Below are 15,249 nucleotides of genomic sequence, written 5' to 3'. Positions count from 1 at the left end.
TTCAGCAGCGCAGCTTATTTGCTCTCGGCAGCCTTGCCAAACTTGGGCAGGTTGAACTGAGGCGGCACACCCATGCGTGTGTTGATGAGCCACTGCTGTGCAATCGACAAGATGTTGTTCGTCAGCCAGTACAGCACCAGACCGGCGGGGAAGAAGAAGAACATCACGCTGAACATCAGCGGCATGATCCACATCATCTTGGCCTGCATGGGATCTGGAGGCGCGGGGTTCAGTGCCGTTTGCAGCAGCGAGGACAGCGTCATCAACAGCGGCAGGATGAAGAACGGATCGGGCATCGACAAATCGTGGATCCAGCCAATCCAGGGAGCATTGCGGATTTCCACGCTGGACTGCAGCACCCAGTACAAAGCCATGAAGACCGGCATCTGGATGATGATGGGCAGACAGCCGCCCATAGGATTGACCTTTTCCTCGCGGTAGATGCGCATCATCTCCTGCTGCATCTGCTGAGGCTTGTCCTTCAGGCGCTCGCGCATTTCCTGAATCTTGGGGTTGATGGCCTTCATCTTGGCCATCGAGCCGTAAGCCTTGGCGTTGAACCAGTAGAAAGCAATCTTCAGCAGCACCACCAGGGCCACGATGGACCAACCCCAGTTGCCGATGAACTTGTGCAGCTCGGCCAGCAGCCAGTACAGGGGCTTGGCCAGAATGGTCAGCCAGCCATAGTCCTTGACCAGTTCCAGGCCGGGAGTCAGCGACTCCAGCATGGGTTCGATCTGAGGGCCGGTGAACAGGCGTGCGGACACGGTCTTGGTCTGGCCGGGTTCCACGGTGCCCAGGGGGGTGACCATGCTCACAGCAAACAGGTTGTCGCCGACCTTGGCCACGCGGTTGTCGCGCTGGATGCCGTCTGCCAGCAGCCAGGCGCTGGCAAAGTAGTGCTGCACCATGGCCACGTAGCCGTTGGTGGAGGACTTGTCCACTTCGGCCTTGCCGCTGGCAATGTCCTTGAACTCCACCTTGTGGTACTTCTTGGCTTCGGTATAGACCGCAGGGCCGGTGAAGGTGGAGTAGAAGGTGGACTCGTGCTCGGGCTTGTTGCCGTCACGCACCAGTTGCAGATACAACTGGGGAGCCACGGCCGCCGTGCCGGTGTTGACCACATCGTGCTGCACGTCGATAGCGTAGGAGCCGCGCTTCAGGGTGAAGGTCTTGATCAGCTTGACGCCGCCCACGGGCGCCGACTCGAAGCGAACCTGCACGCTGTCCTGGCCATCCTTGAGCTCGCGCTCGCCAGGCATCACGGTCATCGGTGTCTTGTGGTTGGGGAAGCTGCCGGCGGCGCCGGTCAGACCCGTCTGGCCCAGGTACACGCGCTTGGCGTTTTCCTCGAACACGGCCATCAGCTTGTTCTGATCCGTGGTGTCCGAGTACTTAAGCAGCTCGGAGCCCTTGAGCGTGCCGCCTTCGCTGTCAAACGTCAGTCGCAGCACGTCGCTGGACACGGTCACGTTCTGGCGAGGTGTGGCGGGCGCTGCGGCGGGCGTGGCCGCTGCATCGTTGGGCACGTCGCTGGTGGAGGCGGTCGCAGCGGAAGGCACTCCCACATTCGCAGGCTTGGCTGTCTCAGCCGCAGGCGCACTGGCGACCTGGGGCTGGGGGAAGAAGGTTGGCTTGTTGCCGTTATGGATTTGCCACTTGTCCCAGAGCAAAACCATGGAAAAGCCAAATATCACCCACAGTATGGTGCGGCGAATATCGTTCATGAAGACTTCTTAGGTGAGGAAGGTTGGGTGGTCGCGGAAGAGTCCGGGGCTGAATCCAGAAAGGAAAACAGCCTGGGCTTTTGCTGTGGCACAGGATCATGCCCTCCGTCACACCACGGATGGCAGCGCGCCAGTCGGCACACTGTCAGATAGGAGCCTACCGCAGCGCCGTGTTGCTCCAGCGCTTGAAGGGAATAGGCCGAGCAGGTCGGCTCGAACCGGCAGGCCGAGCCCAGCCAGGGGCTGAGCATCAGCCGGTAGCCTCGCACCACAGCCATGAGTAGGCGCTGCATCATGATGCAACTCCCGTGCCGGGCGCTATCAAAGTAGAAGCTTCTTGCGCTTTGATATCTTGGGCTGGAACCGACTTTTTATCGGCATCGGCAGGCGTATCGACCTCGGCCTTGGCGCGTGCAATGCGGCGCGAGGCAGAGCCGAACAGCTGTTGCAGCTCGGTGCGCACGGCGGCCTTGAGCGCATCCGAGCTCGCACTGACGAACTGCTTGCGGTCAAAGCCCGAGCGCAGCCGCACCACATGAGAGGCGCCATGCAGCGCTGTCTCATGGTCCTGCGCCACGGCATAGGCCTGGCGCTTGATCGTGTGACGCGTCACCGAATGCTTGGCCCAGCGCTTGGGCACCATGGCGCCCAGCCAGGCTTGCTCGCGCTCAGCACCAATGCCAAACAGGGCCTGCGGATCTTGCGATCCGGGCCCTGTATCGGGGTTGGCAGCCATATCCACTCCCGCACTCAGCACCATGCGATGCAAAGCGAAGTGAGGCGTGCGGGCAATAGTGCCCGCCGACATGGTTGCCTGGAACTGCGGACGTGTTTTCAGTCGTTGCATAGGAAAGCCCCGTTCAGAGGCCGTCAATACAGCGAAGGAGCAGACCGCCGAGCAATGCCGGCCTTAGACGGCCAGGCGCTTGCGACCCTTGGCGCGGCGAGCGTTGATCACGGCACGGCCACCCTTGGTCTTCATGCGAACCAGGAAACCGTGGGTACGGGCGCGGCGAGTCTTGGAAGGTTGGTAAGTACGTTTCATGTTGGTTCCTTGAGAAGGTTCAGTATTTGCGTCGGCAAAGCGCTACGTCTGCGCCCCGCCATCCAGGTTTTGCGCCGCACACTGTCGCCGCCAAGCCGGGTATTTTTTCACATGCGAGCATGTGTTGCGGCAAAACGGTTAACTTGTGGAGCAAAAGCACTCGCCGCATGCCCGAAAGCAGGTGGAAAATGCGCCCAAAATTGGCGCCCGGGTCATATCACCCTGAACACATTCAGGGAAACCCGCGATTATCACAGTGTTGGCGCTTTGATGCAATGACCCCAGAATTTGATTGGGGAGATAAGCCCACATTGCCAGAGACGCGGCAGGGTTTCAAACCGGGGCCGGCTTTCTTTACAAATGCCGTGCCGTCATGGCCCTGTCAATCCAGTAGGATAGGTGGGCTATCCCGCACCGCGGCGGGGGACAGCCTTCTGAAACCGTGTGGATAACTTCCGCAAAAGCTACAATAGCTACCCCGCAACTGTTCCTCCTATCCACAACTAGACTTTTGACAATGACAGAGGAACATACGAACGACGCAGGCCAGGCCCTGTGGCAGGTCTGCGTTGAGCAACTGGGTCAGGAGCTGCCCGAGCAGCAATTCAACACCTGGATCAAGCCGCTGACGGCGCTGGTTGCTGAAGATTTTTCCAAGGTCACGGTCTACGTGGCCAACCGCTTCAAGCTCGACTGGATCCGTGCCCAATATGCAGGCCGTATCTCGGCCATGCTGGAGTCGCTTTATGGCCAGCCCGTGACGCTGGAGCTGGCCATGGCCCACCGCGAAAGCGTGGTGCGCACCTATGTGCGCCCGCCATCGGGCGAGCGCAGTGCGCCGGCCGAGACGGTTTCCGTCTCCGTGCCCACGGTCAGCAACGAAGAAAGCGCAGCCCCCGTCTTCCGCACCCGCCTGAACCCCGCGCTCACCTTCGAGACGCTGGTCGAAGGTACGGCCAACCGTATGGCCCGCTCTGCGGCCATGCATGTGGCCGGTTCGCCCGGCCATCTGTACAACCCGCTGTTCATCTACGGCGGTGTGGGTCTGGGTAAGACCCACCTGGTGCATGCCGTGGGCAACCAGTTGCTCAAGGACAAGCCGGACGCCAAGATTCTCTACATCCATGCCGAGCAGTTCGTCTCGGATGTGGTCAAGGCCTATCAGCGCCGTACCTTTGACGAGTTCAAGGAGCGCTACCACTCGCTGGATCTGCTGCTGATCGACGACGTGCAGTTTTTCGCCAACAAGGACCGGACGCAGGAAGAATTCTTCAATGCCTTCGAAGCCCTGCTGGCCAAGAAGAGCCACATCGTGATGACGTCCGACACCTACCCCAAGGGACTGGCGAATATTCACGAACGCCTGGTTTCGCGCTTTGATTCCGGCCTGACGGTGGCAATCGAGCCGCCCGAGCTGGAAATGCGCGTGGCCATTCTGATCAACAAGGCCCGCGCCGAGAACGCCGAGATGCCCGAGGAAGTCGCCTTCTTCGTGGCCAAGAACGTGCGCTCCAACGTGCGCGAGCTCGAAGGCGCGCTGCGCAAGATCCTGGCCTATTCGCGCTTCAATCAGAAGGAAGTGTCGATTCAGCTGGCACGCGAAGCGCTGCGCGATCTGCTGTCCATCCAGAACCGTCAGATATCTGTGGAAAACATCCAGAAGACGGTGGCGGATTACTACAAGATCAAGGTCGCCGACATGTACAGCAAGAAGCGCCCCGCCAGCATTGCCCGGCCGCGCCAGATTGCCATGTACCTGGCCAAGGAACTGACGCAAAAAAGCCTGCCTGAAATCGGCGAGCTGTTTGGCGGTCGCGACCACACCACGGTGCTGCACGCCGTGCGCAAGATCGCGGCCGAGCGTCAGACCAATACCGAGCTGAACCAGCAATTGCATGTGCTGGAGCAGACGCTCAAGGGTTGATGAAAACTCCCCCATGAATGTCAAACGCACACGGCAAAATGGGGAATTCAAGCGGCATGAGGGAGAGCCCGTACCACCCTGCGGGCGCCGCCGCTTTACAAGATGCGCACTTAAATCACTGAGGTTGACATGATCGTCCTGAAAGCCACACAAGACAAAGTCCTCGCGGTTCTGCAACAGGTGGCAGGCATTGTTGAGCGCCGCCACACGCTGCCCATCCTGGCGAACGTGCTGATCAAAAAGACCGGCAACGCCCTGCAGCTGACGACCAGCGATCTGGAAATCCAGATCCGCACTACCGCCGAACTCGGCGGCGATACCGGCGACTTCACCACCACGGTGGGCGCCCGCAAGCTCATCGACATTCTGAAGACCATGCCCGGCGACCAGACCGTGAGCCTGGAGACTCAGCAGTCCAAGATGGTGTTGAAGGGCGGCAAGAGCCGCTTTACGCTGCAAACCCTGCCGGCCGAAGATTTCCCGCTGGTGCAGGAATCGGCCGCTTTCGGCCCCGCCTTCAGCGTGCCGCAGAAAGTCCTGAAGGATTTGCTGGGCCAGGTGTCGTTTTCCATGGCGGTGCAGGACATTCGCTACTACCTGAACGGCATCCTGTTCGTGGCCGAAGGCAAGCAACTGAGCCTGGTGGCCACCGACGGTCACCGTCTGGCTTGGGCCAGCGCTACGCTGGATGTGGAAGTGCCCAAGCAGGAAGTGATCCTGCCGCGCAAGACGGTGCTGGAGCTGCAGCGCCTGCTGTCCGATGCCAGCGGCGACAACCAGCCCGTGATCGAAATGCAGTTCGCGAACAACCAGGCCAAGTTCACCTTTGGCGGCATGGAGTTCGTGACCAAGCTGGTCGAAGGCAAGTTCCCTGACTACAACCGCGTCATTCCGCGCAACCATCAAAACAGCGTCACCCTGGGCCGCGCCCCGCTGCTGGCCAGCCTGCAGCGCACGGCCATCATGACCAGCGACAAGTTCAAGGGCGTGCGTCTGTCGGTGGAGCCCGGCACGCTGCGCGTGGCATCCAACAATGCCGAGCAGGAAGAGGCCATGGACGAACTCGATATCGACTACGGTGGCGACACCATAGAGATCGGCTTCAACGTGACCTATCTGATTGACGTGCTGACTAATATGAGCCAGGACATGGTCAAGATCGATCTGCAGGACGGCAACAGCTCGGCGCTGGTTTCCATCCCCGAGAACGACAGCTTCAAGTACGTCGTCATGCCCATGCGCATTTAAGCGCGGGTTTGCTGACTGCTAATGCTCATAATTCAATAGCTTGTAGCGCTTGATGAATAAGCGCTACAAGGCTATTTGACTGATATTTTCTTTTGGGAGGCTACAAGCCTCCACCGGATCGCAAGGCTTTCTTTCATGACCGCTGACAACACGCTGCCCGAACCTCAAGGCACTCCCGAGCCGGAGCAGGCCCCCAAGATCGACTCCCAGCAGCCCGGTGCCAGCGAAGGCTATGGCGAAGGCGCGATCCAGATTCTTGAAGGCCTGGAAGCCGTGCGCAAGCGCCCCGGCATGTACATCGGCGATACCTCCGATGGCACGGGCCTGCACCACCTGGTCTTCGAAGTGGTGGACAACTCCATCGACGAAGCCCTGGCCGGCCACTGCGACGACATTCTGGTCACTATCCATGCCGACGGCTCGCTGTCCGTCATCGACAACGGCCGTGGTATTCCCACCCGCGTGAAGATGGACGACAAGCACGAGCCCAAGCGCTCGGCGGCCGAAATCGCCCTGACCGAGCTGCACGCCGGCGGCAAGTTCAACCAGAACAGCTACAAGGTCTCGGGCGGTCTGCACGGCGTGGGCGTGTCCTGCGTGAATGCGCTGTCCATCTGGCTCAAGCTCACCGTCAGCCGCGAAGGCCAGCGCTACGAGATCGACTTCGCGCGCGGCTTTGTGCAAAACCGCCTGATCGAGGTGGTGGACGGCGTGGAAGTCTCGCCCATGCGCGTGCTGGGCCCCAGCGACAAGCGCGGCACCAAGGTGCACTTCTTGCCCGACCAGGAAATCTTCAAGGAAAATTTCGAGTTCCGCTATGAAATCCTGGCCAAGCGCCTGCGCGAACTCTCCTTCCTGAACAACGGCGTGCGCATTCGCCTCAAGGACGAGCGCGACGGCAAGGAAGATGACTTCTCGGGCGCCGGTGGCGTCAAGGGCTTTGTGGAGTTCATCAACGGCACCAAGAAAGTGCTGCACCCCACGACCTTCCATGCCGTGGGCACGCGTCCTGCGGATTCCTATGGCGGCATTCCCGGCACCGAAATCGGTGTGGAAGTGGCCATGCAGTGGAACGACAGCTATGCCGAGCAGGTGCTGTGCTTCACCAACAACATTCCCCAGCGTGACGGCGGTACCCACCTGACCGGCCTGCGCGCCGCCATGACCCGCGTGATCGGCAAATACATTGCCGACCACGAACTGGCCAAGAAGGCCAAGGTGGACGTCACCGGCGACGATATGCGCGAAGGCCTGTGCTGCGTGCTGTCGGTCAAGGTGCCTGAGCCCAAGTTCTCCAGCCAGACCAAGGACAAGCTGGTCAGCTCCGAAGTGCGTGCGCCCGTGGAAGACATCGTCGGCAAGCTGCTCACCGATTACCTGGAAGAAAAGCCGGGTGACGCTAAGATTCTCTGCGGCAAGATCGTGGAAGCCGCCCGCGCCCGCGAAGCGGCCCGCAAGGCCCGCGAAATGACGCGCCGCAAGGGCGTGCTGGACGGCATGGGCCTGCCCGGCAAGCTGGCCGACTGCCAGGAAAAAGACCCCTCGCTGTGCGAAATCTACATCGTCGAGGGTGACTCCGCCGGCGGCTCCGCCAAGCAAGGTCGCGACCGCAAGTTCCAGGCCATCCTGCCCCTGCGCGGCAAGATCCTGAACGTGGAAAAAGCCCGCTACGAAAAGCTGCTCTCCAGCCAGGAAATCATCACCCTGATTACCGCTCTGGGCACCGGCATTGGCAAGGCCAGCGAAGAATCGGGCAAGAGCGGCAGCGACGACTACAACGTCGACAAGCTGCGCTACCACCGCATCATCATCATGACCGACGCCGACGTTGACGGCGCCCACATCCGCACCCTGCTGCTGACCTTCTTCTACCGTCAGATGCCGGATCTGGTCGAGCGCGGCCACATCTACATTGCCCAGCCACCGCTGTACAAGGTCAAGAATGGCAAGGAAGAGCTGTATCTGAAGGACGGCCCGGCACTGGACCGCTACCTGCTCAGGATTGCGCTGAACCACGCCAGCGTGGACACCGGTGGCGCCAACGCCCGCACCGTTGACGGCGAAGAGCTGGCCAAGCTGGCCGACATGCATCTGGCGGCCGAAACCGTGATTGAGCGCCTGTCCAACTTCATGGATGCCGAAGCCCTGCGCGCCATTGCCGACGGCGTGCAGATCACGCTGGACACCATGGAAGACGCCCAGGCCTGCGCTGCCGTGCTGGAAGCCAAGCTGCGCGAACTCTCCGCCACCGGCGTGCCTGCCGCCGTGACAGCTGAGATCGACCCGAACAGCGAGCACCCCATCTTGCGCATCAGCCGCCACCATCACGGCAACATCAGGAGCTCCATCCTCACACAGGAGTTCGTGCGCAGCCATGACTACGCCGCGCTGTCTGCCGAGGCACAGAACTTCAACGGCTTGCTCAATGAAGGCGCCAAGGTCACGCGCGGCGAAGGCGACAAGGCCAAGACCGAAAAAGTGAGCGACTTCCGTCAGGCCATGACCTGGCTGATCTCGGAAGCCGAGCGCACCACGGGTCGCCAGCGCTACAAGGGTCTGGGTGAAATGAACCCCGAGCAGCTGTGGGAAACCACCATGGACCCCAACGTCCGCAGCTTGTTGCAGGTCCGAATCAACGACGCCATCGAAGCCGACCGCGTGTTCACCATGCTGATGGGGGACGAAGTAGAGCCACGCCGTAACTTCATCGAAGACAACGCCTTGCGCGCGGGCAATATCGACGTTTGATGATGTTGTAGGTGGATGCAATAAGCGGGATTTTGGTAGGCCAAAACTGGGATTCTTATCGTCAAACAATTCGAATAGTTATTGCCTAACAGTCACTTAATGAGCCACCTCATAAAAAGCCGCTTCATGCGGCTTTTTTATTTCACACTGTGCAAGTTGATGACTTTGGAGCCACGCATTCAAAGAGTCACAAAACTGCGGTGACTCCTGCAAGCGTTACCGCTTGCCACCATCTTTAATTTCAAGCGCTTAGGTCTTTAGACGTGACTTGCTCATAGAGCACACTCAACTCCGGGATGTTGCAGTTGGTGAACTGCGTTGAGAACACTATCGTTTGAATGCCTGGGTTACATACTCCACGAACGCCTGGACGCGAGTGGCCAGTTGGTGACGCTGCGGATATACCGCGTAAATATCGGCATCTGGTGTGTGCCATTGCGGAAGCACTTGAACGAGACGGCCGCTACGTAGGTACCGCTCAATATCCCATTCGGCGCGCATCAAGATACCGTGCCCGTCCAAGGCCCAATTCACGGCAATTTCTCCGTCGTTTGTTGTGAGGTTCCCTCGTGTCTTTATGGTGTCAACCGTCGCGCTTCCTCCGCGTCCACTGGTGAGCCGCCACACGCCATAGGCCTCTTCACCTTGGCGAATACCAATGCAGTTGTGTTTATTTAGGTCATTGGGTACTTTGGGAGTCCCATGTGCCGCGAGGTAAGCAGGCGATGCACACAGCAGACGGCGATTTGGTGCAATGCGTTTGGCAATAATTCTTGCGTCTGGCGGTGGGCCGAATCGAATACACACATCGAAAGAGTCGTCTGTCAACGCGGGCGGGTTCACCGAAAGTTGAAGCTGCACTTCTACCTGAGGATGCTTGCGTACAAACTTGGATATGAGCGGCGATACGTGCGTACGGCCAAAGCCCAATGTCGCATTCACCCGCAATAGCCCCTTTGGCGTGGCTTTGCCCTGGCCTAGCAGGTGCTCCATATTGTCAATCTCACCCAGGATGCGACGAGCATGCTCTAGGTACACCTCACCCTCAGGGGTCAGACTCATGCGCCTTGTTGTCCGGATGACGAGTGCCGTGTTCAGTCTGCTCTCCATCAGCGCAAGGTGCTTGCTGACGGCGGGCGTCGTAATGCCCAGCTCTCGTGCTGCAGCGCTCAGACTGCCTGCGCCAGCGAGAACAGAGAAGAAACCAAGGTCAGCAGGCTGGATGGAGGCAGTCATATTTCCCTTGAATGAGGCCGAAAGATAGTTAGCTTGAAGTAAACAATGGATTCACTTGAAGGGTGAATTCTAGGCTTTGAAGTGCATACAGTCACTCATCGACAACCTATCGGAGACCCTTGTGAAGACGTACAAAATTGCAACCATTCCTGGCGACGGCATCGGCAAAGAAGTCGTTCCAGCAGGCCAACAAGTCCTGAAGGTGCTGGCTGAGCAGAGCAAGGCGTTCAGTTTCGAGTTCGAAGACTTCGACTGGGGCGGCGACTACCACCGCAAGCACGGCGTGATGATGCCGGAGGACGGACTGGACGCATTGCGCGGCAAGGACGCCATCCTTTTTGGCTCCGCCGGAGACCCGGATATTCCTGACCACATCACGCTGTGGGGTCTTCGTCTCAAAATTTGCCAGGGATTCGACCAGTACGCCAACGTGCGCCCCACGCGCATCCTGCCTGGCATCGATGCTCCACTGAAGCGCTGCAAGCCCGAGGACCTGAACTGGGTCATCGTGCGCGAGAACTCCGAGGGCGAGTACTCCGGCGTGGGCGGCCGAGTGCACCAAGGACACCCTATCGAAGCAGCAACCGATGTGTCCATGATGACTCGTGCTGGTGTCGAACGCATCATGCGCTTCGCATTCAAGCTGGCACAGTCGCGTCCCCGCAAACTGTTGACGGTCATTACCAAGAGCAATGCGCAACGTCATGCCATGGTGATGTGGGACCAGATTGCCTTGGAAATCTCCAGGGAGTTCCCTGACGTCAAGTGGGACAAGGAACTGGTGGATGCCGCCACGGCTCGCATGGTGAACAAACCAGCGACGCTGGACACCATCGTCGCTACCAACTTGCATGCCGACATCCTGAGCGACTTGGCCGCTGCGCTGGCCGGTAGCTTGGGTATTGCGCCCACTGGCAACATCGACCCTGAACGGCGCTATCCCAGCATGTTTGAGCCAATTCACGGCTCAGCATTCGACATCATGGGCAAGGGCTTGGCTAACCCTGTTGGTACGTTCTGGTCGGTCGTCATGCTTCTCGAGCACCTGGGTGAGTTTGAGGCGGCGAAACGCGTAATGAGCGCTGTTGAGAAGGTCACGGCAGACCCATCGCTCCACACCGGCGACCTGGGTGGCAAGGCCACCACTGTTCAGGTTACCAGGGCTGTCTGCGACGCGCTCGCAGCCGGCTGACGCGCTCTCTCCAATGTCTACGCCCTGCTGGGCGTATCAATAGCCGATAGCTTGGCGGCGCTTGCTGCGCTGCCAGCTCTGCTACGGCCGCCATCAAGAGCGGCCGGCTTATGAACGGACGGAGACATGAGATGAAGTCCAGCGAAATTCAGCAACTGTTGCGTGCGATGTTCGACGCAGCGGTGGCAGCAGCGCAGCCTGCTTTGTGCGTTCCTCCTCATTTGCCACCAGCTCCGCAGGGACGGCTGGTCGTCATTGGCGCAGGCAAGGCATCGGCCGCCATGGCACAGGCTGTCGAGGCGAACTGGTCGGGCCCGTTATCCGGCTTGGTCGTCACTCGATACGGTTACGCACAGCCGTGCCAACACATCGAGATTGTTGAAGCTGCACACCCTGTGCCGGATGCAGCGGGCGAGGCAGCAGCAGCCCGGATGCTCGAAATGGTACGAGGTCTAACTGCCGATGACCTCGTGCTCTGTCTTGTTTCCGGGGGCGGGTCATCGTTGCTTCCGTTGGCTCTGCCTGGGCTGACACTGGCAGACAAGCAATCGGTCAATCGCGCATTGCTCCGCAGTGGGGCAAGCATCAGCGAGATGAATGTCGTTCGGAGGCACCTCTCAGCCATCAAAGGGGGGCGGCTCGCCGCTGCTTGCTACCCCGCCCGTGTGGTCAATCTGCTGCTTTCCGATGTGCCAGGAGACGACGCTAGGGACATTGCATCCGGCCCCACGGTCGCCGACCCAACCACCTGCGCAGATGCGCTCGCCATCCTGCGACGCTACTCCATCGATGTACCACCCGCTGCACTCGCCCTCTTGGAAAGCGGAGCTGGGGAGTCCATTAAGCCAGGCGACCCTCATCTACCGTCCATTGAGACACGCTTCATTGCTACGCCACAAATGGCATTGGAAGCTGCTGCGAAGGTTGCATCTTCGGCAGGTGTTGCAGCGCACATTCTGGGCGATGCCATTGAAGGCGAAGCTCGAGAGGTTGGGCGTGTCTTGGGCGGCATTGCCAGCCAGGTAGCTCGTCGAGGATTGCCTTTTGAAGTTCCATGTGTGCTTCTGTCTGGAGGCGAGACGACGGTCACGGTGCGTGGGAAAGGGCGAGGCGGACGCAACGTCGAGTTCCTCCTGGCCTTGGGTGTCGCGCTGAACGCCGAGCCTGGAGTGCATGCGTTAGCGGCAGACACAGATGGGGTGGATGGCCAGGAAGAAATTGCCGGCGCATTGCTCACCCCCGACTCCCTCAGCCGAGCATGGGCACTTGGTCTCCGCGCTAGAGACCGCCTAGACGAGAACGATGGACATGGCTTCTTCGAGGCATTGGGCGACTCTGTGGTTACCGGACCGACATGCACCAACGTAAATGATTTTCGGGCCATCTATATCGAAAGCCCTCAACCTGGAGCCTCGTAAATGCTTCGTTTGCGCAATGCAAAAATTCTCGCCACGCTTGGACCTGCCAGCTCCGAACGCAAAACGATTGAGGCGTTGGTGCACGCTGGTGCTGACGTCTTTCGACTGAATTTCAGCCATGGCACCCACGAGGACCATCGACGCCGATATGAGACCATTCGCGCCATCGAGGCAGAAGTTGGCCGGCCTATCGGCGTGCTCTTGGACTTGCAAGGACCTAAGCTTCGCGTCGGCACGTTCAAGGATGGCCCTGTTCGCCTTGCCGAAGGCGCCACGTTCCGTTTGGACCTAGACAAGAGTCTTCCTGGCGATGCGACTAGGGTGTCGATGCCGCATCCCGAGATATTTGCGGCACTCAGCTCAGGTGTGGACCTTCTCCTCGATGATGGACGTTTGAGGCTTCGTGTAGATGAGGCGGGGCCGGACTTCGCAGTGACCAGCGTCGTCACCGGCGGCATATTGTCCGAACGCAAGGGTGTGAATGTGCCAGGGGTGGTACTTCCGCTTTCCGCACTGACCCAAAAGGACCGCGCTGACCTGGACTTCGGACTCTCGCTCGGTGTCGACTGGGTTGCCTTGTCGTTCGTGCAGCGTGCCGCCGATATTGGAGAAGTCAAAGCGATTGTTCAAGGTCGTGCTGCCATCGTTGCGAAGCTTGAGAAACCGGCTGCCATCGACAGCTTGGATGCCATCCTGGCTGCGACGGATGCAGTCATGGTTGCCCGCGGAGACCTCGGCGTGGAGATGCCTGCAGAGCAGGTTCCCGCAATACAGAAACGAATCGTCCGCGCCTGCCGAAGGTTGGGCAAACCCGTGATTGTTGCCACGCAGATGCTCGAGTCCATGGTGAGCGCCCCTGTGCCAACGCGCGCGGAGGCTTCTGACGTGGCAACAGCCATCTATGACGGGGCAGATGCGGTGATGTTGTCGGCTGAATCTGCTTCCGGTCAGTTCCCAGTCGAGTCTGTTGCAATGATGAACCGCATCATTGTGCAGACCGAGGCTGACCCGCAGTACCGAGCCTCGTTGGATGCAACCCATACGCCACCTGCTGCCCGGACCGCAGATGCAATTGGTTGGGCAGCACGTTCGATTGCAGGCCTGTTGGACGTAGCGGTAATGGTCGCGTACACGAGCTCGGGCACATCGGCGCTCAGCATGGCTCGGGAACGGCCCAGAGGTTCAATCTTGGGCGTGACGCCCCACGTGTCTACAGCGCGTCGGCTTTCCCTTGTTTGGGGGGTGAGGCCAGTGATTAGCGACGACGTACCCACGGTCGACAGCATGACCGATGTCGCAGTCGACGCTTCCATCCGCATTCTGAAGGCGCAGCCTGGTCAAACAATCGTGATTGCCGCCGGTCTGCCCTTTGCCACCCCAGGTTCCACGAACCTGCTGCGCATTGCGCAAGTACCTTGAGGTAAATATGGTAGTGATACAGAGCATCTCTGGATTCGAGATACTGGATTCGCGGGGCAATCCAACGGTGGCCGCTGAAGTCGTACTGTCTGATGGTAAGCGCGGATTTGCGGCTGCACCATCCGGGGCGTCGACCGGTTCACGTGAGGCCATTGAACTGCGCGACGGTGACTCCAAGCGCTACGGCGGCAAAGGCGTCACCAAGGCCGTGTCGCACGTTAGCGAAGAGCTGAATCGCGTGCTGGTTGGACAGGATGCACGTGACCAAGCGAACATTGACCGGCTCATGATTGAGGCTGACGGAACGCCCAACAAGGGCAAGCTTGGCGCCAACGCGCTGCTGTCCGTGTCGCTCGCAGCCGCCCATGCCGCCGCCGCTTCAGCAGGCGAGCCGCTATACCGCCACCTCGCGAACGGCCGCTCGCCCAGACTGCCTATGCCCATGATGAACATCATCAACGGGGGCGCACACGCAGACAACAGCGTGGACATGCAGGAGTTCATGATTCTTCCCGTTGGGGCTCCCAACTTTGGAGAATCCATGCGCTGGGGCGTAGAGGTGTTTCATGCGCTGAAGGGAATCCTCAAGAAGCGAGGCCTGTCGACCGCTGTCGGAGATGAGGGTGGATTCGCCCCCGACCTACCTTCCAACGAGGCTGCGATTGAAGTCATTCTGGAGGCTATCGGGTTGGCAGGCTTCAACGCAGGAAACGACATTGCCTTGGGCCTTGATGTTGCTAGCTCGGAGTTTTTCTCCTCGGGCGTCTACAAGCTGGCATCAGAGGGTAAGCAGTTCAGCTCGGAGCAATTCGCAGATTTTCTCGGCCATTGGGTGGACAGCTATCCCATCGTCACCATTGAAGACGGTATGGCGGAGGGTGATTGGACGGGTTGGGAGCTACTGACTGCCAAGCTTGGGAAAAAGGTGCAATTGGTTGGTGATGACCTGTTCGTCACCAACACCGAGATTCTGCGTCAGGGGATTGAGCGCAGCGCTGCGAACGCCATCCTTATCAAGCCAAACCAGATTGGCACTCTGACCGAAACGCTGGCCGCTATCGACATGGCGGAGCGTGCCGGCTTTGCGTCTGTGGTCTCGCACCGCTCTGGAGAAACGGAAGACACCACTATCGCGGATTTGAGCGTCTGTACGGCCGCAACCCAAATCAAGACGGGGTCTCTGTGCCGGTCAGACCGCATGGCTAAGTACAACCGCCTGCTACTCATAGAGAGCGAGCTCGGAGCCGCTGCTACCTTCGCTGGGCGCTCATCTATTCGACAACTTAGGTAAT

The 15,249-nt window shown here is 59.6% G+C and carries 12 protein-coding genes; 7 read left to right on the top strand and 5 right to left on the bottom strand.

Going from position 1 to position 15,249, the window contains the following annotated elements; translation table 11 throughout:
- Window positions 1-14: 14 nt before the first annotated feature.
- The 4 genes from yidC to rpmH form a co-directional block, all read right to left on the bottom strand.
- The gene (yidC, locus tag EAO39_RS00755) at window positions 15-1,727 is read right to left on the bottom strand and encodes a membrane protein insertase YidC (protein ID WP_120965313.1); all 1,713 of its coding nucleotides are present in this window, start codon (window positions 1,725-1,727) and stop codon (window positions 15-17) included.
- Window positions 1,724-2,023, bottom strand: a complete 300-nt coding sequence (gene yidD / locus EAO39_RS00750) for a membrane protein insertion efficiency factor YidD (RefSeq protein ID WP_120965311.1) — start codon at window positions 2,021-2,023, stop codon at window positions 1,724-1,726. Before yidD ends, yidC begins: the two co-directional genes overlap by 4 nt.
- Entirely contained in the window at window positions 2,020-2,574 is a 555-nt protein-coding gene (locus tag EAO39_RS00745; protein ID WP_120965309.1) for a ribonuclease P protein component, read from the bottom strand. Before EAO39_RS00745 ends, yidD begins: the two co-directional genes overlap by 4 nt.
- Window positions 2,575-2,637: 63 nt before the next feature.
- Window positions 2,638-2,772: a 50S ribosomal protein L34 gene (gene rpmH, locus EAO39_RS00740; protein ID WP_012207856.1), complete on the bottom strand. Its 135-nt coding sequence runs from the start codon at window positions 2,770-2,772 to the stop codon at window positions 2,638-2,640.
- A gap of 517 nt (window positions 2,773-3,289) precedes the next feature.
- Here rpmH and dnaA point away from each other — a divergent pair.
- The 3 genes from dnaA to gyrB all read left to right on the top strand — a co-directional run bounded on the left by dnaA (window position 3,290) and on the right by gyrB (window position 8,692).
- Entirely contained in the window at window positions 3,290-4,696 is a 1,407-nt protein-coding gene (gene dnaA, locus EAO39_RS00735) for a chromosomal replication initiator protein DnaA (RefSeq protein WP_120965307.1), read from the top strand.
- A 129-nt stretch (window positions 4,697-4,825) separates the two neighbouring features.
- The gene (gene dnaN, locus EAO39_RS00730) at window positions 4,826-5,944 is read left to right on the top strand and encodes a DNA polymerase III subunit beta (RefSeq protein WP_120965305.1); all 1,119 of its coding nucleotides are present in this window, start codon (window positions 4,826-4,828) and stop codon (window positions 5,942-5,944) included.
- 135 nt (window positions 5,945-6,079) lie between these two features.
- On the top strand, window positions 6,080-8,692 hold the full coding sequence (gyrB, locus tag EAO39_RS00725; RefSeq protein WP_120965303.1) for a DNA topoisomerase (ATP-hydrolyzing) subunit B: 2,613 nt from the start codon (window positions 6,080-6,082) through the stop codon (window positions 8,690-8,692).
- Between the two features lie 327 nt (window positions 8,693-9,019).
- Here the strand turns inward: gyrB and EAO39_RS00720 are convergent, their stop codons facing one another.
- Complete coding sequence (locus tag EAO39_RS00720; protein WP_120965301.1) at window positions 9,020-9,928, bottom strand: LysR substrate-binding domain-containing protein; 909 nt, start codon at window positions 9,926-9,928, stop codon at window positions 9,020-9,022.
- A 121-nt stretch (window positions 9,929-10,049) separates the two neighbouring features.
- Between EAO39_RS00720 and EAO39_RS00715 the strand changes: the two genes are divergently transcribed.
- From EAO39_RS00715 to eno, 4 genes are all read left to right on the top strand, one after another.
- The gene (locus EAO39_RS00715) at window positions 10,050-11,120 is read left to right on the top strand and encodes a tartrate dehydrogenase (RefSeq protein ID WP_120965299.1); all 1,071 of its coding nucleotides are present in this window, start codon (window positions 10,050-10,052) and stop codon (window positions 11,118-11,120) included.
- A gap of 131 nt (window positions 11,121-11,251) precedes the next feature.
- On the top strand, window positions 11,252-12,538 hold the full coding sequence (locus EAO39_RS00710) for a glycerate kinase (RefSeq protein WP_120965297.1): 1,287 nt from the start codon (window positions 11,252-11,254) through the stop codon (window positions 12,536-12,538).
- Window positions 12,539-13,957 (top strand): pyruvate kinase, encoded by a 1,419-nt coding sequence (gene pyk, locus EAO39_RS00705; protein ID WP_120965295.1) that lies wholly within the window; start codon window positions 12,539-12,541, stop codon window positions 13,955-13,957.
- Window positions 13,958-13,964: 7 nt separating this feature from the next.
- Window positions 13,965-15,248 (top strand): phosphopyruvate hydratase, encoded by a 1,284-nt coding sequence (gene eno, locus EAO39_RS00700; RefSeq protein ID WP_120965293.1) that lies wholly within the window; start codon window positions 13,965-13,967, stop codon window positions 15,246-15,248.
- Window position 15,249: the final 1 nt, after the last annotated feature.

This window comes from Comamonas sp. lk, assembly GCF_900564145.1.
Taxonomy (GTDB): Bacteria; Pseudomonadota; Gammaproteobacteria; order Burkholderiales; family Burkholderiaceae_C; genus Comamonas.
The sequence above is the reverse complement of the archived record's forward strand: the minus strand, read 5'-3'. Positions and strand labels throughout refer to the sequence as shown.